Source organism: Marinomonas epiphytica (assembly GCF_054780655.1).
Window position 1 is genome coordinate 41,377 of the sequence record NZ_BAAGVX010000010.1, and the last position, 23,880, is coordinate 65,256.

Consider the following 23,880-nt stretch of genomic DNA (forward strand, 5'->3'; position numbering starts at 1 on the left):
TGACTCTATCGAGATGAGAGTTTAATCAGTTGTGTGTATTTGGGATTGAATTTTTTTAGCCCTTGCTCAGCAAAGTCGACCAATACTTTACTGTCTTCACCCTGCTCTGGCCGAACCACTACGCCTTCTCCGAATTTTTCGTGGCGTACTTTGTCTCCAGCCTTAAGCAATTTTTGCGCCGTTTCTACCTTATGGCGAAATACTAAATTTGGTGAACCTTCTACAGACTGTAAATACCGCTGAAACACGGGCCCTTTTGCAGTATCAATGGGCTCGTCGCTGGCGCCGCTGACCCAAGCCTTACAAATTTGGCTCACGCCATAAGGTTGTGATTCATAAATAAAGCGCGATAAAGACTGACTTTGGGGTGATTTTGTTGGGATCTCCCCCCTTACTAAACGTTTGTGCTCATCTTTAGTTGGGGCTTCCAATACCACCAGCTTTTGCTTTGCCCGAGTAATGGCGACATAAAACAAACGCCGCTCAGAGGACATTTCTTTGGCGGCTTGGCGGTCAATATGGCTTAGGTCTTCTTCGTAATAAGGAAAGCGCCCTTCTCTCAAACCAGTAACGACAACTTGGTCAAACTCTAACCCCTTTGATTTATGTATGGTCATTAAATGAACACCATGTGGGTTATCCTCGTGTTGCTCGTTCAGCTCAAACAGCTTTTTCAGGGTTGTTTGAGCATCTTGTCCGACACCTCTTACATAGGCAATAAACGCCTCACAAGTGGCTATTTTCTCCTGAGCTTGAATGTCTTTACTGCTGGTGCTTTCAAAATAACGGTAAATGCGTAGTTTTTCGATGGTGTGCTGCAAGCCTTGCCCTGGGTCATTTCGATACAGGGTTAAACTGCGCAGCCAATCGGCACGCTCAAGCAGTTTTTTACCTCGCCAACCTTCGGCGTTGTCGGCCAAGTTTTCAATAATTTGGGGTAACAAATGCGGTGCTTGCTTAGCTTGCTGAACCAGAACTTTGCGCTGGCTCGCCGCCCCGCCTAAGCTAGGCACACTTAATAGATATTCTAGGTCTTCAGTATGCAAGGGGATTGGTTGCTTATTTGCTGTCCCTTCTAGGCCTCCAGCCATGACCGCCATGTAAGCCATTAGCATACGAATTTGGCGGTTTTCCAATAAGGGTGAGTCACCGTGCAACTGATAGGGCAAATTTTTATGCATAAGAGCCAACTGCACCGGTACCATATCACTATATAAACGCGCCAAAACCGCACAGTCTTGCAGTTGTTTACCTTCTTCCAGCCAGGACTTTAATTCTCCTAGCAAAGCTTTACCGACTTTTTTGTCTCGGGCAAAGGCCACTCGGGTGGAATCCCCTACCCCTAAAACCAATGCGTTATGATCGTTTTCTGAAATAACACTGCTGGCCATTAAACCAATAGCATGACCAAAACGAAAACTCCTACTTAATGGGTAAGTGATGACCGGGCTAAAGTCTTGGTCAAACTGGTTTGCCATAATGTCTGGGCTGGCCCCTCGCCATTCGTAAATACATTGTTGTACGTCGCCTACTATCATCCATTGGCAAGGCGCTGGGTATAACAATTTTAACAGCTCATACTGGCATGGGTTTATGTCTTGAAATTCGTCGATAAGTAAGTAGTCGAACTGAGGGAGATATTGGTCTATCTGGACTTTTTGCTCAGCAGATAGGGTTTTCAATAATGCAAAGGGGTCGCTGAGTAAGTCTGCAAAAAAACGTACGTTTTGTCGCTCTCTTAAGGTTTCTAGTTCGTCGAACAGCGCCGGAAAGAAATTACGCTCTTTAGACCACGCCAATTGCTTAAACACAGTTTGAGGGTCGCTGTCTGAAGCTTTTACCTGATCAATAAAGAGCAAAGCATCTTCTAGCCAGTCTTTCTCGTCTTGGACTGGCATTGCAACGCCTTTACGCATTAACCGTTGTACGGCCTCACGCAACATTTTAATTAAGCTGAAATCGTCCGTTAACAACTTGGCTGAGCTAAGCCAGTTTTGTTGCTCTAAGCGACGGCACAGCTTCATTCCAAAAGCATGGAACGTCATGACATCTGGGCTACGAGCATAGCCAAGCTGGGATAAACTTGAACCTAAGCGGCTAGAAAACTCTTCTTGTGCGCTTTTATTGAACATAAAAACGCCGATTTTAGACGCCTCTACACCTTGTTCTAGCAAATACTTAATGCGGCCAATCAAGGTGGTGGTTTTACCAGCCCCCGCCACCGCAATCACTTTTGCAGGGTGAGTTAAATCATGGGATATAACGGCGCGCTGCTCGGCGGTAAAACCCTGCTCGCCATTTATTTCTGGTTGTTTTGGTATCAAGGTGGGTTAGCCTAATCTTCAAATAAGTTCCCGATTTCTCGGAAAGCCAAATGCTCAATGCCAGCGATTTTACCAATGGACTCTCCATGTACGACCAAACGACGCTGCACACGAGCAAAAAACACCCCATTAGTGCGGGCCACCAAAGGGTAGCTTGATGACATCACATCGTCATCCATTAGGTTCACCACTTCGCCGATGACTTCACCCGCTTCCACTGGTTCGCCAATTTCTTTGTGGTAACACACAATACCAGCGCAAGGGGCTTTCACCAGGTCCATAGCATCAAGTGGGTAATATTGTACCTCACTGGTATCTGGCTCTGGGCACTCTCCGTCAACGACACCTCGTAACACCAAATAGTCATACAACGCTTGTGAGTCTTGCTGAGCACAGGCCTCGTTAATATCGTTTTCGCCCCGCAACTCTAGGGTGAGAGAACGGCTTCCCCAGGGTACTAAATGGGCGTAATGAGATTTAAGCTCACGCCAAACGCTCACATTGGTTTCATCGAAGGAAGAAGCGCCTGTTTCTAGCTCAGACAAGCCCACTTTTGCCCCTAATAAGGCCAACAAGGGTTTAAAGTGGTTTTCAAATTCTTGCGCTACATAAGCGTGCATGGAAGCTTCACCAGAGCAATGCAGGTCAATGACTTCATCTGCATCCATAGACAAGGCCAGTAACGTTTTCTTGAGCCCTTGTAACTCTGTGGTTTCAGGCAATAAAGCCAGTTCTTCGGCAATGGCTTGGCGAATAACTTGCACATTAGCGCTTTCATCGTGGCTAATGTCACCTTTTATGCGTTTTTCTACCTTATGACCAAGCTGGGGCCAGTTACGGTTGAAATTACCGCCACCATCAGAAAACGCAAAACGCCCAGGGATATAGCCATGAAAGTTTTGCGCTAGGCCAATCGGGTTCGCAACGGGCACAATAATGATCTCGCCTTTTATTAAGCCGTTATTATCGGCTTCGATTAAGCGTTTTAGTAACCGGTTGAGCACTAGAAAGCCTGGCCATTCATCCGCATGAAGGCCTGCATGAAAATATACTTTAGGGCGGGCACCGGCTTCGCCAAAATGATGCGCCTTGATAATACGCTGATTCCCAGGTGTCGCACTTGGTAAAACATGGGAATAGATTTGATAAGACATAAGGCCCCTTAAATCACAAAAACACGCTCGCTTTGAAGGGTTTACATGTTACGCTAATTTAAGTGATGAAAAAACGAAATTTACTGTAATAAAAACAACTTAGAAACGACTAACGGATATTGCTATTCATTTTCTTAGGAGCGCTTCATGAAATTATCGTTAGCCGCTGCGGCTTTATCGACCACCTTACTGGCCGCAAGCTTACCCACTCACGCCAACTGGCAAGAGACTCTTGATACAGCCAAAGGGCAAACTGTGTATTTTAATGCCTGGGGCGGCGCAGATAACATTAATGATTACATTCAATGGGCGGCCAAGCGCGTTAAAGACGAATACCAAGTCACACTTAAACACGTTAAATTGACCGATACCGCCGATGCAGTGAATCGTGTCATCGCGGAAAAAGCCGCTGGCAAAGACCAACAAGGTTCCACCGATTTAATTTGGCTAAACGGTGAGAACTTTCGTGCAATGAAAGACAACAACTTGCTGTTTGGACCCTTCTCACAGTCCTTACCGAACTACCAAAATTTTGTAGACGAAAATGCTCGCCAAAGCTTAACACAAGACTTCGGGACACCTGTTGAAGGCATGGAGTCTCCTTGGGGCATGGCGCAAATGATCTTTATGTACGACACCGAGTCCTTACAGCAGCCGCCCCGCTCTATGAAGCAATTATTAGCCTATGCCGAGCAGAACCCAGGCAGGGTAAGTTACCCGGAGCCACCCCAGTTCACCGGTACCGGCTTTTTAAAACAAGCCTTACATGAATTAGTGGATGACCCAAGCCAGTTATTAATGCCCGTTGAGCAAGCGGATTTTGACACAGTTACTAAGCCTTTGTGGCAATACTTAGAAAAGCTGCATAAAGTGGCGTGGCGCAATGGGCAGAGTTTTCCTTCTAGCAGTGAGGAGATGATCCGTTTACTCGACGACCAAGAAATCGACATTGCCATGAGCTTTGATTTATCCGCTGCCTCTGTTCAAATAGACCAAGGCAACCTTGCAGAAAGTGTGCGCTCTTATATTTTCGACAAGGGCACACTTGGCAATACTCACTTTTTAGCCATCCCTTATAACAGTGCGGCGCAAGCAGGTGCTCAGGTGGTAGCGAACTTTTTGCTTTCTCCTGAAGCCCAAGTATACAAACAAACGCCAACCGTATGGGGCGATTTAAGCGTACTATCTTACGCAAAATTGTCTGCTGCGGATAAAAAAGCATTCGATGAATTGCCACGTGGTATTGCTACCTTGAGTATTGAAGAGCTGGGCAATACTTTGCCTGAGCCCCATAGCAGCTGGAACGGAGCAGTGGAAACCGAATGGCGCAAGCGATTTGCCCAATAACGAACAGCTTTAGGATTAACAGAAAAACCGAATGACCATTAACTTTCACCGTTGGGGCATGATTGCCTTAGCTCTTGTGCTTATCATTCCAATTAGTGTTGGCATGATAGGCACACTGCTTCCCGCGTTTCATTACTTTCCTCCAATTGGTGAGTATCAGTTTTCATTAGAACCTTGGCGAGCGTTATTCTCCCAAGGTGAATTTTATGGCAGCTTAAAACTCACACTCATTACCGGGATTGGCGCGCCAATATTATCTTTATGGATTGCTTTATCTCTTTTAGCTTGGGGCTACCAAAAGCCTTTCTTCAAGAAAATTGAAGCCTTATTAGCCCCTATTTTGGCAATTCCTCATGCGGCCATTGCCATTGGTTTATTGTTTTTGCTTAGCCCTTCTGGCTGGCTAGTCAGGCTCTTTAGCCCTTGGCTAACAGGTTTTGAGCGCCCGCCTAACTGGATTAGTGTGCAAGACCCGCAAGGCTACTCGCTTATTTTTGCGCTTGTTGTAAAAGAAATGCCCTACTTATTGTTTGTGATGCTCTCAGCCATGCAAAGCATTAAAGCACGGCAAACTATGGATGTTTGCCAAACCTTAGGCTACGGGCGTTTTACTCTATGGCGTAAGGTGCTTATTCCTCAGCTCTACCCCATTATTCGTATGCCCTTGTTTGTAGTTATTGCCTTTAGTTTGACCGTGGTTGACTTGGCAATTGTGATTGGCCCAAATACGCCTTCTACCTTAGCCGTCACCTTATTACGATGGTTTAACGACCCAGACTTAGCCATGCGCCTGATGGCCAGTGCCGGAGCCGTTGTACTCATGCTGTTGATTATTATCAGTTTAACCAGCTGGGAGTTAGGGCATCTACTATTGACCAAGCTTACCCGTATAGAACGCAGTAATGGTAAGCGTTGTGGCTATTCAGACAACCTTTTACGCTTTGGGGTAGGCGCAGGCTTAGCCACCTTTTTAATCAGTATTACAGCCTTACTGATTTTACCTATTTGGTCTTTCACTAAGCGCTGGCGCTTTCCTGATGTGTTACCGTCTCGCTGGACCTTAGACAACCTTGAACGTGCTTTACCCTTACTCACAGAGTTATCAGTGAACACGCTCATTATTGCGATTGGCGCAACCTTATTAGCCTGTGCTTTAAGCCTGTTGATGCTAGAAAGTAAACGCCAATCTTTTTGCTATACAGAACAGGTGAGCCAAAAGCACTTATTTGATTGGCTGATTTACATTCCTATTTTATTGCCTCAGGTTGGCTTTTTATTTGGCCTACATGTGTTGCTGATTTACTTGGATTTAAATGGTGACATATGTGCCATTATTGCTTTGCACCTGATGTATGTGTTGCCTTATGTTTACCTCACCTTACAGGGGCCTTATTTGACCTATAACCAAAGCTATTTACTGCAAGCTAACCGACTCAACCATAAACCGGTGAGAAACTATTTTTTTGTTAAACTGGCCATGCTCAAACCAGCCTTATTTACGGGCTTTGCAATTGGCTTTTCGGTGAGCATTGCCCAATATTTACCCACCCTTATTGCCGGTGAAGGACGCTACAGCACGCTCACCACTGAAGCCGTTGCGCAAGCTTCCTCAGGGGACCGTAAACAAGTTGGGGCCATGGCTCTATTGCAGGCCTTTTTCCCTATAATTGTATTTTGGCTAGCGCAAGTTATTCCCAGCTATTGGACTCGCGCACGTATCCGTTTATTACACGGTTCGTGAAGGGTTCTAAAACCAACAAGGACTCAATGTGTTAAGAGTGAAAGATTTTACCTTAAAAAATGGCGAGCATTTTTTAATTAAAGAACTCAGTTTTGAAATAGAAAGCGGCCAAGTGTTGTCTATTATGGGCCCCAGTGGCATTGGTAAATCAACTCTACTGAGTTTTCTGAGTGGTACCTTATGCGGTGGCCCAACCGCAACAGGTGAAGTGTATTTAAATGGACAGGCCATTGAAAAAGAGTCTATCCAGAATCGTAAAGTGGGGTTATTACAACAAAGCCCTTTGCTGTTCCCACACATGAGCATTATTGAAAACTTATTGTTTGCCATTCCCCCTGAGGTGACAAAACAACAGCGCCAAATTCAGGCCTTACAGGCCTTAAATAAGCTATCGTTAGCAGATAAAGCCCATGCCTTAGTGGATCAGCTTTCTGGCGGCCAACAAGCCCGTGTTGCCCTACTGCGCACCCTACTCGCTCAACCCGATTTTTTACTACTGGATGAGCCGTTCAGCAAATTAGACCCCGCTTTGCGCCGTGAAGTACGCGAGTTCGTGTTAGAGCAAATACGTGAAGCCAATGTGCCTGCGCTGTTGGTCACTCACGATGCCGAAGACGCTAAAGCCATGCAAGGAGCTTGTTTAGAGCTTAGTCATATTGGCTAATTGGTTATGCTTGTGACACTCGCTGCTGGATACACTGGCGATATTTATGGTGAAGAGTACGAGCTTGAAACGCTTCTACGTTTGGGCAAGGAAGCCCAGCCTTTATTAAGTTTACGAGCTTCTGATACGCTCCTTGCGCTTCTTGTACCGGGTCATCCACCACACTGGGGTATAAAAAAGCCTCATCAAACCATTCTGAATATACTTGCCGGTCTGGCAACAAAGGTGTGCAACCGAGCGCTACGGCCTCTAATACGGACACCCCTTGAAACTCATGCAATGCTGTGGAAATGACCACATCTGCCTGAGCCAATTGCGTTAAATATGCTTCTCTGCTTGGTAAGTAGCCCATGTGTTGTATGCGATTTGCAAAACGCTGTTTGATGAAGGTGAAGGTTTCAGGCACTTGTCGAAAGGCTTCACCTAAAATCGAAATGCGGTAATCAAGTTGCTGTTCTTCTAATACCTCCAACAAGGTCAACAGCTGCTTTGGGCCTTTATCGTGTTCCCACCTTGCCGCCCACACAAGGCTAAGGGGTGTATTTTTAGGGGTTGCTTTGACCGCTGGCACATCAATGGGCACAGGCAATACCTGGGAGCGTTCCGCAATTTTGTTGACCCAAGCAGACTCAGAAAAGTCTGGGAGTTTGTCTAATAGTTTCTTTGCTCCTTGCAAAAAGCTTTGGCGATTAAAATCACTGTTAAACAAACAATAATCTGCCGCAAAGGCTGAATATAAGCTCTTCATTTGTATTTCAACTAAACCTTGTTGCTGGTGGTTTTCAGGGTAGGCAAACTGGTTTTCATGAAAATACAGCATCCAAGGAATACGCTGTAGTTGAGGACAAAGCGCTTTTAGCCCAACACAATCGGTCATGGAAGTGGCAATCACTAGATCATACGAGCCTTGTAAAGCGCTTTGATATTCTGGCGAAAACGCAAAGCTGAGGGCGTTTCCCCCTACTCGCCAAGCAAAATGCCGAGCTGGCAAGGCTAGGTAAGTCCACTCAAACTCATCTAATCCTGTTATTAAACTTTGCGCCCAATACTGATGACTCTTGGCCTCATAGGCGCTAAGTAATAATATCCGCATGAAAAGTTCGCTCGCTTCTTCGTTTTAGGCTAGAGGTCGCTTATTATAAGCAAACGACCGTATATTAAGGATTCCCATGATCATTCAACATCACGACCAAGACATTAACACACCAACGGGTACGATGCGTTGCACCGTTTACCGTCCGCAAGCTGAGGGTCGCTTCCCTTGCATTATTTTTTATTCGGAAATCTTTCAACAAACCGCTCCCATTGCTCGCTCAGCAGCTATGATGGCGGGACATGGTTTTGTGGTTCTTGTACCAGAAGTGTTCCACGAACTGAACCCAATTGGCACAGTTTTGAGCTATGACGACGCAGGCAAAGACAAGGGTAATCAGGATAAATTTACGAAACCGCTGGAAGACCACGACAGTGATACCGTCGCTATGATCAGCCACTTCGAACAAGAAGATTACTGCACCGGTCAGTTTGGTACTATGGGCGTGTGCTTAGGTGGACACCTAGCCTATCGCGCAGCGTTGAACCCTTGCATTCAAGGGGCATTTTGTCTTTATGCTACTGACATTCATTCCAACACTATTCCTTGCCAAACCGACAACGATTCTTTTACTCGCACCCAAGAAATCCAAGGAGAGTTAGTCATGGTTTGGGGCAAGCAAGACCCCCATGTTCCGACCGAAGGACGGAAAAAGATATACCAACAATTGTTGGATACAGAGCGTAATTTCACTTGGTATGAAGTAAATGGTCAACACGCTTTTATGCGCGATGAAGGCGACCGATACGACCCTGCCCTCGCATTGGAGTTTTATGGCAAGGCCGTTGCTTTTTTCCAGAAGACACTTCACAAAAGCGCCTAACGCGGTTTTGGTGAGGGGTTAACCTTCCCCTCGCCAAACAGGTCGTAGTTGGCTTTCACCAAGCTCTGAAGACAACCAAATTTCACCGTCTTGAATGGTAGCATTGAGCTGCATGTTTCTAGCGCATAAGCGAGTTAACACTTTCACATCGGACTCGGCAAAACTGAGCACTCTTAGGTTATCAAAACGGCTTAATTTACCCGCATTTTGCTGCCACCAGATATCAGACTTGTCGCTGTAGTTCACAATGATCACCTGTTGAGCTCGCCCACAGGCTTTGCGCAGCCTTTTTTCATCGGGTTGACCGAGCTCTACCCAAAGCAATATTTCGTCTGAAAAGTTCTTCTGCCATAAATCAGGCTCTTCTTCTGTGCTCAAGCCCTTGGTGAAGGCCAATTGCTCATCGCCTGTTTTTTCATCGGCCAATAAGGCGAATGCTGCTAACCGTACCATCATGCGCTCTTCGGTTTCCGAAGGGTGGAGTGCCAAGGTCAGGTCATAACCTTGGTAATGATGCCGATCCATATCGGAGACTTGCACCGACGCCTTATAAACCGTTGCTTTAATTGCCATAATTAGTGAATCCAACAAAAATCAATCACAAAACTGGCGCGCATTGTACCCTAGTTTGCCAATGAAATTTGCCCTAAACCTGCCATTAAAAACAATTTAATGGGATATGCTTATAATTTATTGACATAAAAATAAAACGAGGTATAAATATGGGTACCTGTTTACAGATTAGACAGGTTATAACCATTTCAGACTTTGAACCGAACGATAGGAGAGGCACATGTTACATACAATGTTAAATCACACCGCCCCTGCATTCGTTATTTGGACCAAACGATCAAATTCTCGTTCGGTCTCGCGTTCAGTGGCTGCATAATCACAACATTGACCGCGAAATTTACGCGGTCAGTCTAGAAATCCTCTTACTAAACCTCGTAAATTTCGCCAAACTGGAGAAATATTATGAGTTTAATCGCCCTACTAAACCTAGCTAAGCAATATGCGACACAACGTAAAACCAACCAAACGTTTAAGCATTTAAACGCACATTATTTACAGGATTTGGGGTTTTACCGTGATCAAAACGGTCATATACGCCCACTTAGTCGCGCTCAAAAAGAAGTGCCTATGAAACAACAACTCGCGGACAGCCCGCCATTAAAGAAAGGAAGGTGTGGCTAAATTAGGCAGGGGAGAAAGTGGCTCGCGCTTCTCCCCTCTTAATCCATGAAAGCTGGTCACGAATAGATATTACTCTCTAGCAAAAAGGCAATATACGCTCTAAGTGAGCATTTGAGAATTCAGTTAAACTGCTAATTTTCAAATCTGCTTGGTCATATTTTCCATCGGAATATTCTGCCTGAGCAGGAACAACCACGGTTTTTATTCCAGCGGCTTGAGCTGATTTCACCCCCGTTAAGGAGTCTTCAAACGCGATACAATTGGAAGAACAGACAGCTAATTCGCTTAATACGGTTTGATACACCGCAGGGTGTGGCTTACCCGCAACTTCACTTTCAGAGGATGCTACGTAAGAGAAATATTTAGTGAGATCAAGAGATTCTAAAACAATAGGAATAAGCTGCGAAGGAGCATTAGTGGCTAAACCTATTTTAAATCCCTTTTCGTAAAAGAAATTTAAAATCCTCTGCGCCCCATCCATTGGCTTGCCATGATTGGCAATATGTTCAGCAACGCGATTAATCACCCTACTTTCAACCTCTTCAAGGCTAGGCTTTAACCAAGGGGAATTTTGATACCAAAATTCTGTCACTTCACGAGTGGTCATGGTGGCTGTTTTCTTTGCAAGCGACGGAGTAACTTTAACCCCTAAAGAAGAAAACACCTCTTTTTCAGCGAGCTTCCAAAAAGGCTCGGAGTGAATCAAGGTGCCATCCATATCGAAAATCACCGCACGCATAAGCCTCCCTCAAATATCAGAGGTGAGGCTTGGCAATAAATCGTACGATTAATTCTTACCACAACACTTTTTGTGTTTTATGCCACTGCCACAAAAACAGGGATCGTTACGGCCAATTTTTGGCGACGTTCTGGTAATTGGCGCAGCGGGTGCACAGCAGCTAGAAGTACTGCAGCAGCTTGATTCTTCATTCTGGGATTGTGTTGTTGCTTCTTGAGGCGTATTCATAAATAAAATTACTGACCTAATTAATTTTGGCGAAGTATACAGATTTTTTAAAGTTGTCTCTATATCTCCTGCCCTATTACCCCTTTATGAGGGCGGCAAACCGCAAGTATTATGCATTGAGCACGATACAACACTAAAATGCCTACAGGAAAACGCCCTATTGAAGCCATTTTACTAACCAATAATGGAGGAAATTAAATGTAGCCACAGTGCCATCACTATTAAAAAGCTTGCCCAAAAAGCAATGACCCGATGCAGCAAATGATTATAAGTAACATGAATGAAAGCATGAATGGCCCGCGCTATAACAAACAGCCAAGCCAAGGCTACAGGGGTAATGGTTTGCTCTAATCCTAAAGCCAGATAGCCAAGAGAGCCTGCATAAAACAACACAGGCACTTCAAACTGATTATTAAAACAACGAGTGGTTGCAACGACTTTCTCTGGGAAATCCCCATCCATCAACTTGAAGGACCTAACTTTAATATCCCCTGACTTAACGCTCTTCACCCGAGCCACGATAGCACAGAGCCCAACAGCAAATGTCAGCAATACCATACCAAACATAGCAAAAACCATATTTCACTCCTAAGAAAGCACCGTTTAATACTAATTAAATCATAAACGCGAACAACTAGAGAATTACATGCCTTAAAATAAGACAACTTTACTCGTCCTACTTTACGCTTGAATGGATTACGAGTATTTAATTAAGTGTGTGTTATCCGATTTACATGAAAAAACTGAGGTTTGCCAACTGCACGAGAGCAAACCTCGATTTTAGGTGTACCCCGCCGCGATATTACTCGTAAATTTTCGCGATATTTATAAAATACAAAAAAACCGATATATAACCCAACCGCTTCACATAATGGAACTTCTTATCAACTAGTAAAAAGTAGAAGTTACAGGCATAAAAAAGGGCTACGCTTGAATAGCCCGTGGGAATAGAGTGACCAGCTCCCAGTGCATCGCACCATGGTCAATTTACCTCACTATTACTAATGTAAGTCATGAGTTTAGAACTTTTGAGGTCAAGCACCTCGCAGCATATCGCAGGGAGAATTTGCCCCTATTCCTAAGGCTAAGTTTAGCCCGACATCTAACAAGACTCAAACATTCTTTATCTACACTTCAGGGAAGTGAAGATACTCTTAGTTTTGTCCTGCATCAGGATCACGTTCAATAGAAAGGAAAGGAGAGCGGTTAACAGTTTTTATTCGTGCTCGATCATCTGATAATTCAACCCTAATAACAGCTTTAGAGCACGATGTCTCTTTGCTACCGCGCTTATTTACTTAAGAGATATAAGGGGAGACGACTACTTCAACATCTTTGTAGTAGATATTTGAATCACCGCCAGCGACTAACATGCTTTCAAACAAACCTTTCACAGCAGCGCGATTACCGTAGCCTACGGCAATGGTTGTAGGGCGAATGCCAACAGGTGAACCATCTACTTTTTTCATTGTGCCTAACAGTGTCACCGCAGCTTCATAATTGGCTTTAGTTAACGGTGCTTTTGATGCAACACATAGCTGAGGAAAGGAGAAACCTACGTTACAACGACCATCCACACCTGCTGGCATTTTATTGTTGAACCAAGTGTATTCTCCATTTGAAGTAAGATTCTTGAACACAAAGGGTTAACGGATGTGAACCATAGGAATAATTAACCTTTGTTGTTCTATCGATAAAATGAATTTTTAGAACTACAAAGGTTAGAAAGATATGAATTAAGAAAGGAATTGTGTTTAAACACACTATAAGCCGCGCACAGCTGTTTTAAGGTGTTTTGCCATAAAAGTGCGAAGGGAAGAGGTTAAAGCCGCTTAGAATGGCTCTAAATGGGGCTGGTCAAAAAAAGAAAGGCCGCATTTGCGGCCTTAGATTTCATTTCTTTTTGACGCCGATTTGTATCAGCTCCTCAGCAAGCCGGATGGTGGCACTTAAATCTTCCGTGTTAATGCTGTCATTCGCAGAAAGATCACCCAGTAAGTCACTGATCGTCCGCAACAGAATCAGGCCATTTGAAAGCACTTCTTCTTGGTTGATGAATATGGATGTATCCGACAACGACACCACGCCTGAATTCATATTAATAAAATTGCCAGGTACTAACATGATGACGCATCCTCTTTGTGATTCATTTCAACACCCAGACGGATCAAACCTTCTGAAATTCGCAGTGCATTAAGAAACTGATCGTTAACACCCTGAAGCCCTATCAACACAGCTCCGTTCTTATCTCGACCTTGACCAAGTTCTTGCAATAGCTCAAGTAAACTCAGTCCATCCGCTAGTATTTGTTCTGGCGATTCAAGCAATAACATGGAAGAGTAATCATGCAATTGTTGCCAGGTTAAATCGTTATTTGTTTGCATCTTAAAGCTCCCTAATAATATCAGCACTAACAACATCTTCACCTAATGAAGCGGCTAGATTCATGGCACGAGTAGTAAGATTATTAATGACCTGAGGATAAACCATACTGCCAGAGGTTGAGCGGCGCGTTCCCAAACACTGGCTCATTTCAAGAATGGCTTCAGGTGTCATGATCTTCGTTATATCAGCGCCATAACATCCAAACTTATGGGCCAAATACTGATCCAAATCATGATCCATTGGGGACATCACGACCACCATACAACGGCGAATAAACTCACGCAGCTCGTAATGGCGGCGCTCATCTAAACGATCAGATAACTAAGTTTGACCAATCAACAGAATGCCAAGTAGCTTTGAAAAGCCGTCTTCAAGTTCCCAAAAGCGTTTAAGGTATTTCATGACAGGAACGGTTAAATCATGGGCTTCTTCAATGATCAAAACATGACGTTGACCGCCTTTAAAAGCCCCCATCAATAAGCGTTCCACTTGGCGAGCTTTGGCTTCCATACTGCGTTTAGGTGTCTCGCTGCTAATGTCATCAATGATGGCATCACAAATCCCTGCTGCTGTGGCGCGTGATTTATCAATGATCTTAGGTTGAATGATCGTCACATCACCATCCTTGTGCAAATCATCAAGGAGCATACGACGAAGTACGCTCTTGCCTGCACCAGAGTCACCGACTACCGCAAGGATCCCCTGATTACGGGCAACGTCTTTCATGGCCGCGAGAACGTAGCGAGTGTCTTCATTCAAGTACACATCACGACTATCGCGGATATCGTTGATAAATGGGTTACGGAACAATTTAAAGTGCTTCATTGCTTCTTGTGTTAACATTTGATTCTCCAGTGCCATGTCTTCTGGCTGTTGATTTAGCTGCCGTGCTGGGGCTTGGTCAGCGGGTGCGACCGTTGACCAAGCCATCTCTTCTTCGATACCAATTATTTTTAAATACCCTTGAACGCTCTCAATAAAACGCTTTGCGGTACGCTTTGGCGGAGTATTTGTACTCACGGCCTTATGCACCGTTGGGTAAGATAATCCGATTGCTGTCGCAAGCGTGGTAATGGATACGTTTCTATCGTTTAGCATTTGCTTGAGCGTAACCGCCATGGTCGTTCTCCCATTGTCCAATAAAAACATTCATTTCTGACTCAGTGGCCCCGTCAGGAAAGCGGAGCTTCAACACGTCTCGCATCACTTCAAATTCACTTTTACTCGGGTTTAAATGCGCTTTAACACGGGTTAAAAGCTTAATAAGCGACAAAAAAGTAATTAATTGTCTTATACAGCAAACGGTCAGCCGCAAAAAACGCCGATATGCTGAACGTCAAGCAGCAACAGAGCGTTTCACTGATGAAAAGGAGCTAAAAGCGTGGCTTGTTGAGCACTTCTCTCGTGATTTCCATATCTATAAAGAAGTTCCAGGCATTCATTTAGCCGAAAAAGTGAATGTGCGAATTGATTTTGTCTTATACCCCAAGCCACATCTTATTGAAGAGGGCTTTATTGAGGAGCCTTTCGGTATAGAGGTCAAATACTTTAAGCAAGAGTCTGGTTTTACTCACAAGACTAGCCGTGGCATCTGGCAAGCTATAAGCTACAACGACTGCCTGTTCAATCTTAATAGTCATGAGTTCAAAACCAAGTTCTGTCTTTTGTTTTCAAATTTGTCTTTTTCGGCTGAAACAGCGCTGATTAAAAATCTCGGTTATGAGGGGGAGAACGATCAAATGGAATGGAGTGGGATGCTTCATGTCGCAAATCATGCAAGAGTTGGTGTCTTGTCTGTTTCCGGAGACAAAGAACTAATGAAAGGCTGGGTAATGCGGTTCGCTGGCGGGACTTACTTTTCTTCCTCCTCATATAACAATGAGGTCTCTTATCGTCACTCCAACCCTAATACCATAAACAAAGTACGAATCGGAAACTTTTAGCTTAGGATTTGTGCCAGCTAATGAGAGATTCAAATAGCTCATGTAAGTAGGCATTTGCCATCAAATGTCTACTTACTAAAGAATTGGAACAATGGTTCCTAAAATCAAGTCCGCCTATGCCCTCGTATACTTTGATAATCCCTAGTCAAATTCCTTTTATCTTGATTTCTCCCTAGTTATATTGTGGTTCTGAATACTAAGAGCTGTTACAGTTACGAATTCAAACTAAAAACGAGTATTAATGTTTCATACTCAGTTAGATATACAAGGATAAAGCAGCTTATGAGCAAGCAACAAAAATATGAATGTCCTGAGTGTGGCGGCTCAATTAAAGCCTGAGCAGATTTAGACGCGCAAATTAGCTTTGTGATTTCTAAATCTGGTAAATTGACGAAACAAGCAATTACAAACGTCCTTCAATCAGATGGACGTTGTGGCGTTGAGTGTTCCGAATGTGATTGGGCGCTTAATGCAGATGATATGGGCGATAAAAGCCCATTTAAAAAACTGGCTGAAAGTGCATTTGCACAACAAGAACAGATTGATGAACTATCAGCAAAGCATAAAAGAGAAAAGTGAAAGGGTGGAAATTTCACCCTTTAAAGTATGACTCTTTAATACTCAGTATGAATCTTTATTATTCAGTATGAGACTTTAATACTATCCTACAGTTAGATGATGTCGTTTTGTGTAAGGTATGGGTAAGATATTACCCATTTCACCAGAATTCATGGCTTTTTAAGCATTTTTAATCCAAAATGTGTCTATCAGCTAACAAATTTTTTAGGCGGACTCAAAATGGGAATGTTAAAAAGCTTGAAAGGATATAGTAACAAACTAAATAGCGCTTCAACGGCAACTAGCGCGTATGCGGGAATGCTACTTTGGGGGGGGTATCTTACTTTGTTTGTAGGAGCTAATACCTTTAATGTTGCTGTAGTTCTATACGCAGGTTTAGGCTTATTTCGTGTTTATACCCCGACTAGTGGACTCTCTAAAGTGGTTGGTAAGATAGGGTTCGTTGGTAATGTATTTTTAGTGCTGCTTCTCGGTCTTCTTATGGCTGCCTTGGAGATCAATAACGCTCTTGCTATCGTTGGAGCGCTGCTTGTAGCAATGGTTCTTGGATTTATCTCAAAGGTATTTGTGTCTTTTGTACCTTCATCTACAGCCACTGGTGCGACTCTATGGGGTGTGATTGCTCTATTTTTAACCCCTGTTGTAGGTGTCATCTGTCCTTTCAGCTTTTCGATTGCATTGTCTTGGATGAGGATAGCGAACCAAGAAAAAGCTTATGGAAAGCTTCATCCTAGTTATTCTAAGAACAAGGCAAGAATGAGATCAGAGGAATGGAGTCATTACAAAGCAACTCCAAATGTTTCGGTATCGTCTAAAAGTGACCCTCGTGAAACAGTATTAAAATGTCGGGTTAATGCTCCTAACCCTAACATCTACAACGACTTAAGTTTAGATCTCAATAGCCGACCATAAGGCTACTTTAAAAATAAAAAAAGGCTTTCATTTGAAAGCCTTTTTTTGGTCTCATGATCTCAACAGCTATCGTTATCGTTTTGAGTCTTCGATTGCCTCACGGTCAGCTTGGAGAAGTATTTCCTTCGCTCCTTCGCTCCTTCGCTCCTTCGTCACTTCCATTGTATCCCCTGTCGTAGCTATTGTTCAGCATGGCAATACTTGAAAAATGACCGTCTTGAGAGAAGTCACCCAAATTAGCTCCATCTTCGATCTGAGTTGCCATCTTTTCAACGGCTTCTTGTCGTTCAGGGTTATTTAGTACAACCCTACCTTCATCCCCCATGTGGAATCCAGAGTCGTCAGCATACATAACCGCCATTTCATTGTAGGTACGATTTTGTGAAAATTCGGACTTATCATCGTGTAGCTGTGCTATATCAGTATCGAAAATACTATTCGACGACAGCGCGTAGGCCGCTTGCCGTTCGTTAAGACCTGCATCTTGGTATTGCTGCATTCTTTCATCGCTCAATGTCTGCCAATTGTCTTTTAGGTCTGTCCCAAGCAGTTCGTTAATCTTATCCTCATCACCTATGGCAATGGCTTTAGTAAGCTCGATTCCATTATCAATCCCCTCTCCTGTAACTCTAGCCGCTGTCTCTTGAGCAGCATTTAACCCAGAAACAGCCGCAGCGCCGATGTCTCGATAGGAAGCGTTCTCATCAGTATTGCCAGCAATCGATTGCCCGAAACCGATCCCTGTCATTATTGCATCTGACATGTAACTTGCGGCTCTATCAAATACTCCGTCAGAATCACTATCTACGTTAAAATTTTCTTTCAGATAGTCATTTATGGCGCCCTGTCTTTCCTCTGGTGAAAGCCTCATAAATTCTTCTGCACCGCCGTCATAACTATCGACTATTTGATCAACGCCTTTCCCTACAGCATTTAATACTCCTGACCCCACGCCTTGTGCATCATCGATACCCATTTTAGCCCATTCAGCAACATCAAAGGCGGATTCAACTTTCCCAGCAACTTCTCCAACGAACGTTTCATCTAATGAATCTGCTCCGCGATATGCATCAAGAGCTTGAGCGCCAACATCTTGGAAATGATTATTCTCAAGGGCTCCTGAACCAGCATTAAATGTTTCTACATCAGTATTGTGAGCCGTATTTACCCCACTAGCGTTTTCACTATTAATGACCAATGGAGCATTGTCAGGTTTGAGCTGTAAAGCTGTGTCCATCATATCGTCACTACGTTCTGAAACCGTTCTATGATTTTCTGGTTCAACGATAGGATTTTCGATTGGTCTAGTTGCTTTGTTATCATTTAAGTTTGAGTCAAAATCAAAACCATCATCCCTGCCAAAATATCGATTTATTTGACTTTGTACCATCGCTAATCCATCTGAGTACCCTGCTTCATTGACTTTCCCATCATGTGTGAAACTGTCTTTGTTGTGCAAGGTATTTAGCATTGCCATGTATTTTGCTTGGGATTCATCCTCAACGCCTCTAGCGGCATAGGACATTAAAGCGTTGTTGTAGTTATCTCTCATTTCTGGGTTATTTTTTGCAAGCGACCAGAAGTCACTTTGGAATTCGTTGCTTTCAGCTCGGCCTTGTGGAGTGCTTTGACGCTGAGTAAGACTTTGAGCTAACTGATTTTCTGAAACAGTGCCTCCCCCTGCCATTGATGTTGATCTTTGTTGGGAGTCGTTGAATGTATCTGTCCGCTTACTCACTTCGCTGGCTTGAGCCGCGTAAGTGTTAGTGTCGGTATTAGACCAGGCTTCCGTTTGGGTAAATCCATGCTGATCTTTAGCAGCAGCAACAGTGCTTTCTTTTAGCTCTTGTCTAATTGATTCTGAGCTGCCGTAATTTTGCTTATCGCTTGAACCAACCGTTTGATTTTGGCTCTGTGATTCTTCGGATAAGTCTTGAATTCTCCCGTTAGCTCCTATTTCCAGGCCAACGGCACCAAGAGCTTTGGCAGCATGAGCGAGCACGTTTTTACGAGGTGCCCCATCGTTTTCCAGCTTGCTCATGTCGGGTAACTCTATGTCTTTGAGCAATTGGCTTGCGCCAGCAGGACTTGATGGTGCGCCACTAGCATCTGTTGATACACCGGATGTTGGTTGGTCGGCTAGAGCTGGCATGCCACCACCTCCTTGAGAACTTCCGTTTGAATTCTCAAGAATAGCACCGAGTGCTTGCGACATTTCCTTTGTGCTTATTGCACCTGATAACCCTGCTCCAATAACCCCCTGAACTGTATTCTTTTGATCTTTACTAAGACCGGAGCTTTTCATAAATTCATTTGTTGCCGCTCTAACGGCTTGCGATCCTTGACTATTGGATGTATCAAATTGCTTACCGAATTCTTGAAAACGCTGTAAAGATTCCTGAGAACCAATGTTATGACTTAGCGTATTACCAATCGAATGAGACAACATTTGAGTAGTTTCTCTACCAACTGATGATGTTGCTGCTTGCCCACTTTGCGAGGCAGATTGCAGAGAGTAGTTTTGAAAAGTCGCGCCAACATCATGTGCGCCGCCGCCAGCAGTATGCTGCTGACCACCTTGGTACGACATTGATGCTCCAGCATTAACAAGCCCTTGGGTTTTTAGCATATCCGGACTTTGGATTTTTTCATCCAAGGTGTCACCTCTACCCATTCGGCCAGCAAGTGACGTGGCAGTTACTGCACTACCATATAGAAGCATAAGTGTGATCGCAGGTGTTGCCGCAGTTAACATACCTGCCACCCCTAGCCACTCTTGCGCTATAAGCATCATCTGTTGAGTGCCATCAAATGATTCATAGATTCTTGCTGCGTCAGTACTATCAATATGTCTAAATGAAGACATTCGACTTTGAGCAACATTACCCGTGTACAAATTAATAATAGCGACAACAGGTTGCCATAGCTGAATCCAAAGCAGGGTCAGAAAGTATTTGCCAGCGAGACTTATTCCTTTAGAGCCGAGCATCATTACGAATGCCATGATCGGGGTTATCGCATAAACAAAGCCTTCAAAAAAGGTCATCATAGGGCGCATAGTGCGTACAAATAACGAGCCTTCGGCTGCCCATTGAGTATTTCGTTGGTTGATTGCTTGCACCATCATTATTGTTGAAGCAACGTCTTGTTTGCTCACACTCGTATCCGCGATGGCGCCGCTAATGATAGGCTCTAGGTAAACGCTTTGAGTGAATTGGTTAATGTCACTGGCTGTTCCCCCAACACTAACCAGAACATTTGAAAGAGCTTCGTTCGCATCGTAGGCTGAAAGGTTGACCTTACTATTGACGTACTCTTTTAGCTGTTCATTATCTATGTCGATATTTCCGACGATAGCTTCCTTAAGATATTCGTAGGCATCTGTACATGTCTTTTCTTCTTCACCATCTTTAGTGACCATTGTCGCAGTGTAAACACCCGACTCAAATTTAAGGCTTTCCCAAATATTGTCTTTGTAAAAACTTGATGCATTTCCTTTGATTGCAAACTTTGCTTCTAAACAGCTTTTTGCATAGTTGGTTAGCGATGTAGAAACACTTCCGCCCCCGTTCCCCTTGTCTATTAATGAGGTTAAATAATGGTCGCCTCCGAGTTTGTGCATATTTGTGAGTATGGATAACGTGTCTCCATATCCGTTACTCGACATAGAGCTAGCCAAACCGTATGCAGTCTGCATTTTTGTAGTAACTGTATGTCCTATAGTTGAAATGATAGAGCCTACTTGAGCTATGCCGTAAGGCACATTAGCGACCACAGCGGTTTCTTCTGTCACGGAGTCTTCAAGAACAACAGTAGCTGTGGAACCGTATGCAAGACCAAAAAGTATCATCCCCACGAAATACGAATGTATTTCGATCTTCTGCGCACCTTGCATCATGGACTGGAAAAAGGCCATAAAAATGCCAAAAGTAGAGCCGATAGCGATCATCCGATTGAACGACCCTTCTGAACCTCCACTACTGATCATAGCTACGCCATTCAACACGGCTTTCATGAAATCAAAGTCACCAACGGTGTAAATATAAACATCAGACATGTGATCAATAACCTCGCTTTAAAGGTTACGCGAAGTAAATGTCACTCAAGAAAGCCTCCCGACCCTAGCCAAAGATGCCATGCTGCAGACTCGTCTGCTTGGCAACAACCCTGTTCCGGTGACAGAAAATGATGCTCTAAAACTGTATCAAGAAGCTTTCTAATAACTGAAATGTCAAACGCTCCCTCGCTTTCAATGACTGCGGGGGAAATTATTAAAAAAATAATAGGAAATCATCATGAGTAAAGAGCAAATTGAAGCCCAAGAAGCTCCTTTTTGGCCCATGGGACCATTTAAAGTAAGACTACCTTTTGTTCATTATCGCATTGAGTGGCCCGACTACTTCCAAGGTCTACTAATGTGTGCTGTAGATTTAGCAGCTATACCATTAATGACGGAATTACTTGGTATGCCCTTTGAGGTTGCGCTAGCCGTTGTAATGTTAAATGGACTTTTCTACTTATTACACCATTTGCTAGGTGACCCAGTTGTTCCTGGGTGGATTACCCCTGCGATTCCTTTATTAATGGCTTATTGCGCAACCTTTCCTGAAGGTCCTGAGCGAATACATGCCTTAATATCTTTCCAGCTCTTACTCGGTATATTCTCAATATTTATTGGGGCTTCTGGGTTAGCCCAAAAAGTTGTCGCATTAATACCCCAAGCAATAAAATCCGGGGTCATTATAGGTGCTGGTATTGCTGCTGTTATGGCTGTGTTTAAAGTTGATGGGCGCTTTGATACTTACCCAATAACTATCACACTAGCCGTCGGTGTAGCATTTTACGTGATCTTTTCTCGCCATTTTGCACACTTAAAGCAAAACAATCGCTTCTTTAATGCAATTGGTAAACTTGGTGTTTTTCCAATCGTTGCCTTAGCAATTATTATCGCACCAACGGTAGGAGAAACATCTTGGCCTGATATTCAATGGGGTTTCTCTTCTCCTGATTTTGTTACTTTATGGAATGAATACACTGTATTCGGTCTAGGTATGCCACCTCTAATGATGTTTTTAAGCGCTATTCCAACTGTTTTAGCCGCTTATATCGTGCTATTCGGTGATGTACTACAGAGCCGCGCAATATTGGAAGAAGCTGATCAAGTTCGTAAAGATGAAAAAATCGACTACGACCCAAATCGTGCTCACATGATATTTGGAGCGCGTAACTCTGCCATGTCTATTTTAGGACCTGACGTAGCTATGTGTGGGCCGCTTTGGGCTGCAATGCATGTGGTGATTGTAGAACGTTTTAGCCAAGGTAAAAAGGCTATGAAGTCCATCTTTGGAGGAGCAGGCTCTTTCCGTTGGGGAACCAATACTGGCCTACTTTTTATGCCTATCGTGACACTTGTCCAACCGATTCTTGGTGTGGCTTTAGCATTAACACTACTAATTCAAGGGTATGTATCAGTACGCATTGGGGTCATGGAAGCTAGATCACAGCGTGATTTAGGTATCGCAGGCATTGTGGCAGCCGTACTTGCAACGCGTGGAGCCACATGGGCCTTTGCTGTAGGTGTTGTGTTATGCGTTCTAGTTTACGGACGAGATTTCTTCAAAGGCGAAAAAGACACTACCTTTGTGAAAGATCAGCCGCAAAAGTAAAACCCTGTAATTTTAATTGAGTTAACAGAAATAAAAAATGCCCTTTAAGCACTTTGAAGTAATTCCACTAAATTGGACGCTTCACTTAAGGGGCATTTTAAATTGAAACATTCTTTTTATAGGCTCAATTTGTCACTACGCTTTTTCTTTAAAAGCAACCCATCATTACTTCACTTCTGTAATGAAATCTTCTTTAGGGCGGCGTACTTTTTGTAAATTCACCAGCCAATCCCCTTCGTCTGCACGGTAACCTAGTGGCAGTAGAATGACTGAACGCAGACCTTTCTCTTTTAGACCTAGAATTTCATCCACTTTTTCAGGGTCAAAGCCTTCCATGGGAGTGCTGTCTACCCCTTCTTCTGCAGCGGCAATCAGCGCTGTACCAAGGCCAATATAGGCTTGTCGAGCTGCATGTTGGTAATTCACTTCTGCATCACGCTGAGGGTAAATACCTAGAATCATTTGGCGGTAATTTTCCCAGCCTTCGTTTTTGAAACCTCGTACGTCATTAACCAGGTCGAACATGTGGTTAATGCGCTCTTCTGTGTAGTTGTCCCATGCGGCAAACACCAGAAGATGGGAACAGTCTGTGATTTGCTGCTGGTTCCAAGCATGAGGAACGATCTGTTGGCGAATCTCGTCGTTGCTAACCACCAGCACCTCATACGGCTGCAAACCACTTGATGTCGCGGTTAATCGAATGGCTTCAAGAATGTTGTCTAGCTTCTCTTGAGGTACGACTTTTGTGTTGTCCATTTTCTTTGTTGCATAGCGCCAGTTTAATGAGCTTAACAAATTCGACATGTTCAGATCCTTCAATATTAGAGTGTTAAATCAATATGATGCCAACATCTTAGGTTTTCAAGCTTATTAATATGTAAGAAGTTTGGAAGTGCTATTGGGATTACTCTAGAGGACTAAAGCTGTGCTGCCCTACTTTTGATCTTTTACTTCCTTGTGCCTTTTCCATAGCACGCCCCTCCATTGGCGTGGGTTAAGTTTTGCTTTAGCTTTTATTAAAAGCGACACTGTAATGCACTATTTGTGATATTTTTTTACAATTTATTTACCATATTTTTGTCGCTCTG

General features: G+C 43.7%; 23 protein-coding genes. 9 read left to right on the plus strand and 14 right to left on the minus strand.

Annotated elements, in window-relative coordinates; all coding sequences use genetic code 11:
* Positions 1-5: 5 nt before the first annotated feature.
* Positions 6-2,324, minus strand: coding sequence for an ATP-dependent helicase (locus ACYVGZ_RS03810; protein WP_460751452.1), 2,319 nt, complete (start codon positions 2,322-2,324; stop codon positions 6-8).
* Positions 2,325-2,335: 11 nt separating this feature from the next.
* Complete coding sequence (locus tag ACYVGZ_RS03815; protein WP_460751454.1) at positions 2,336-3,478, minus strand: succinylglutamate desuccinylase/aspartoacylase family protein; 1,143 nt, start codon at positions 3,476-3,478, stop codon at positions 2,336-2,338.
* 147 nt (positions 3,479-3,625) lie between these two features.
* Here ACYVGZ_RS03815 and ACYVGZ_RS03820 point away from each other — a divergent pair, with 147 nt between their 5' ends.
* Genes ACYVGZ_RS03820 through ACYVGZ_RS03830 form a run of 3 tightly spaced genes read left to right on the plus strand, consistent with a single transcriptional unit; the run spans position 3,626 to position 7,230 of the window.
* The gene (locus ACYVGZ_RS03820) at positions 3,626-4,825 is read left to right on the plus strand and encodes an ABC transporter substrate-binding protein (RefSeq protein WP_460751457.1); all 1,200 of its coding nucleotides are present in this window, start codon (positions 3,626-3,628) and stop codon (positions 4,823-4,825) included.
* A gap of 31 nt (positions 4,826-4,856) precedes the next feature.
* Positions 4,857-6,566 carry an ABC transporter permease gene (locus ACYVGZ_RS03825; protein WP_460751460.1) on the plus strand — a complete coding sequence of 570 codons (1,710 nt, stop codon included), beginning with the start codon at positions 4,857-4,859 and terminating at the stop codon, positions 6,564-6,566.
* 37 nt (positions 6,567-6,603) lie between these two features.
* On the plus strand, positions 6,604-7,230 hold the full coding sequence (locus tag ACYVGZ_RS03830) for an ATP-binding cassette domain-containing protein (protein ID WP_460751463.1): 627 nt from the start codon (positions 6,604-6,606) through the stop codon (positions 7,228-7,230).
* Between the two features lie 4 nt (positions 7,231-7,234).
* On the opposite strand, the gene ACYVGZ_RS03835 is transcribed toward ACYVGZ_RS03830, so the two are convergent.
* Positions 7,235-8,323, minus strand: coding sequence for a tRNA-queuosine alpha-mannosyltransferase domain-containing protein (locus ACYVGZ_RS03835; RefSeq protein WP_460751466.1), 1,089 nt, complete (start codon positions 8,321-8,323; stop codon positions 7,235-7,237).
* A 76-nt stretch (positions 8,324-8,399) separates the two neighbouring features.
* Between ACYVGZ_RS03835 and ACYVGZ_RS03840 the strand changes: the two genes are divergently transcribed.
* A complete protein-coding gene (locus tag ACYVGZ_RS03840) occupies positions 8,400-9,146 on the plus strand; it encodes a dienelactone hydrolase family protein (RefSeq protein WP_460751469.1) in 747 nt (248 codons plus the stop codon).
* An 18-nt stretch (positions 9,147-9,164) separates the two neighbouring features.
* On the opposite strand, the gene ACYVGZ_RS03845 is transcribed toward ACYVGZ_RS03840, so the two are convergent.
* A complete protein-coding gene (locus ACYVGZ_RS03845) occupies positions 9,165-9,719 on the minus strand; it encodes a YaeQ family protein (protein WP_460751471.1) in 555 nt (184 codons plus the stop codon).
* A 402-nt stretch (positions 9,720-10,121) separates the two neighbouring features.
* Here ACYVGZ_RS03845 and ACYVGZ_RS03850 point away from each other — a divergent pair, with 402 nt between their 5' ends.
* The gene (locus tag ACYVGZ_RS03850) at positions 10,122-10,340 is read left to right on the plus strand and encodes a hypothetical protein (RefSeq protein ID WP_460751474.1); all 219 of its coding nucleotides are present in this window, start codon (positions 10,122-10,124) and stop codon (positions 10,338-10,340) included.
* A 76-nt stretch (positions 10,341-10,416) separates the two neighbouring features.
* Here ACYVGZ_RS03850 and hxpB read toward each other — a convergent pair whose 3' ends face one another.
* The 8 genes from hxpB to ACYVGZ_RS03890 form a co-directional block, all read right to left on the minus strand.
* Positions 10,417-11,079: a hexitol phosphatase HxpB gene (gene hxpB / locus ACYVGZ_RS03855; RefSeq protein ID WP_460751476.1), complete on the minus strand. Its 663-nt coding sequence runs from the start codon at positions 11,077-11,079 to the stop codon at positions 10,417-10,419.
* Positions 11,080-11,127: 48 nt separating this feature from the next.
* Positions 11,128-11,196, minus strand: a complete 69-nt coding sequence (locus ACYVGZ_RS03860; protein WP_460751544.1) for an SEC-C metal-binding domain-containing protein — start codon at positions 11,194-11,196, stop codon at positions 11,128-11,130.
* 285 nt (positions 11,197-11,481) lie between these two features.
* Positions 11,482-11,886 (minus strand): MAPEG family protein, encoded by a 405-nt coding sequence (locus ACYVGZ_RS03865; RefSeq protein ID WP_460751479.1) that lies wholly within the window; start codon positions 11,884-11,886, stop codon positions 11,482-11,484.
* A 719-nt stretch (positions 11,887-12,605) separates the two neighbouring features.
* Positions 12,606-12,947: a Mu-like prophage major head subunit gpT family protein gene (locus ACYVGZ_RS03870; protein WP_460751482.1), complete on the minus strand. Its 342-nt coding sequence runs from the start codon at positions 12,945-12,947 to the stop codon at positions 12,606-12,608.
* Positions 12,948-13,200: 253 nt separating this feature from the next.
* The gene (locus ACYVGZ_RS03875; RefSeq protein ID WP_460751484.1) at positions 13,201-13,431 is read right to left on the minus strand and encodes a hypothetical protein; all 231 of its coding nucleotides are present in this window, start codon (positions 13,429-13,431) and stop codon (positions 13,201-13,203) included.
* Positions 13,425-13,691: a hypothetical protein gene (locus ACYVGZ_RS03880; protein WP_460751487.1), complete on the minus strand. Its 267-nt coding sequence runs from the start codon at positions 13,689-13,691 to the stop codon at positions 13,425-13,427. The genes ACYVGZ_RS03875 and ACYVGZ_RS03880 overlap by 7 nt, the downstream gene beginning before the upstream one ends.
* A 1-nt stretch (position 13,692) precedes the next feature.
* Positions 13,693-13,941 (minus strand): hypothetical protein, encoded by a 249-nt coding sequence (locus tag ACYVGZ_RS03885; RefSeq protein WP_460751489.1) that lies wholly within the window; start codon positions 13,939-13,941, stop codon positions 13,693-13,695.
* Positions 13,942-14,013: 72 nt separating this feature from the next.
* On the minus strand, positions 14,014-14,811 hold the full coding sequence (locus ACYVGZ_RS03890) for an ExeA family protein (RefSeq protein ID WP_460751492.1): 798 nt from the start codon (positions 14,809-14,811) through the stop codon (positions 14,014-14,016).
* A 44-nt stretch (positions 14,812-14,855) separates the two neighbouring features.
* Between ACYVGZ_RS03890 and ACYVGZ_RS03895 the strand changes: the two genes are divergently transcribed.
* The 3 genes from ACYVGZ_RS03895 to ACYVGZ_RS03905 all read left to right on the plus strand — a co-directional run bounded on the left by ACYVGZ_RS03895 (position 14,856) and on the right by ACYVGZ_RS03905 (position 17,126).
* A complete protein-coding gene (locus ACYVGZ_RS03895; RefSeq protein WP_460751494.1) occupies positions 14,856-15,635 on the plus strand; it encodes a hypothetical protein in 780 nt (259 codons plus the stop codon).
* 366 nt (positions 15,636-16,001) lie between these two features.
* Positions 16,002-16,214, plus strand: a complete 213-nt coding sequence (locus ACYVGZ_RS03900; RefSeq protein WP_460751497.1) for a hypothetical protein — start codon at positions 16,002-16,004, stop codon at positions 16,212-16,214.
* 219 nt (positions 16,215-16,433) lie between these two features.
* Complete coding sequence (locus ACYVGZ_RS03905) at positions 16,434-17,126, plus strand: hypothetical protein (RefSeq protein WP_460751500.1); 693 nt, start codon at positions 16,434-16,436, stop codon at positions 17,124-17,126.
* A gap of 103 nt (positions 17,127-17,229) precedes the next feature.
* On the opposite strand, the gene ACYVGZ_RS03910 is transcribed toward ACYVGZ_RS03905, so the two are convergent.
* Positions 17,230-21,183: a conjugal transfer protein TraG N-terminal domain-containing protein gene (locus tag ACYVGZ_RS03910; protein ID WP_460751502.1), complete on the minus strand. Its 3,954-nt coding sequence runs from the start codon at positions 21,181-21,183 to the stop codon at positions 17,230-17,232.
* 238 nt (positions 21,184-21,421) lie between these two features.
* Here ACYVGZ_RS03910 and ACYVGZ_RS03915 point away from each other — a divergent pair, with 238 nt between their 5' ends.
* Positions 21,422-22,792 carry a hypothetical protein gene (locus ACYVGZ_RS03915; protein WP_460751504.1) on the plus strand — a complete coding sequence of 457 codons (1,371 nt, stop codon included), beginning with the start codon at positions 21,422-21,424 and terminating at the stop codon, positions 22,790-22,792.
* 165 nt (positions 22,793-22,957) lie between these two features.
* On the opposite strand, the gene ACYVGZ_RS03920 is transcribed toward ACYVGZ_RS03915, so the two are convergent.
* On the minus strand, positions 22,958-23,596 hold the full coding sequence (locus ACYVGZ_RS03920; protein ID WP_460751507.1) for an NAD(P)H-dependent oxidoreductase: 639 nt from the start codon (positions 23,594-23,596) through the stop codon (positions 22,958-22,960).
* Positions 23,597-23,880 lie beyond the last annotated feature (284 nt).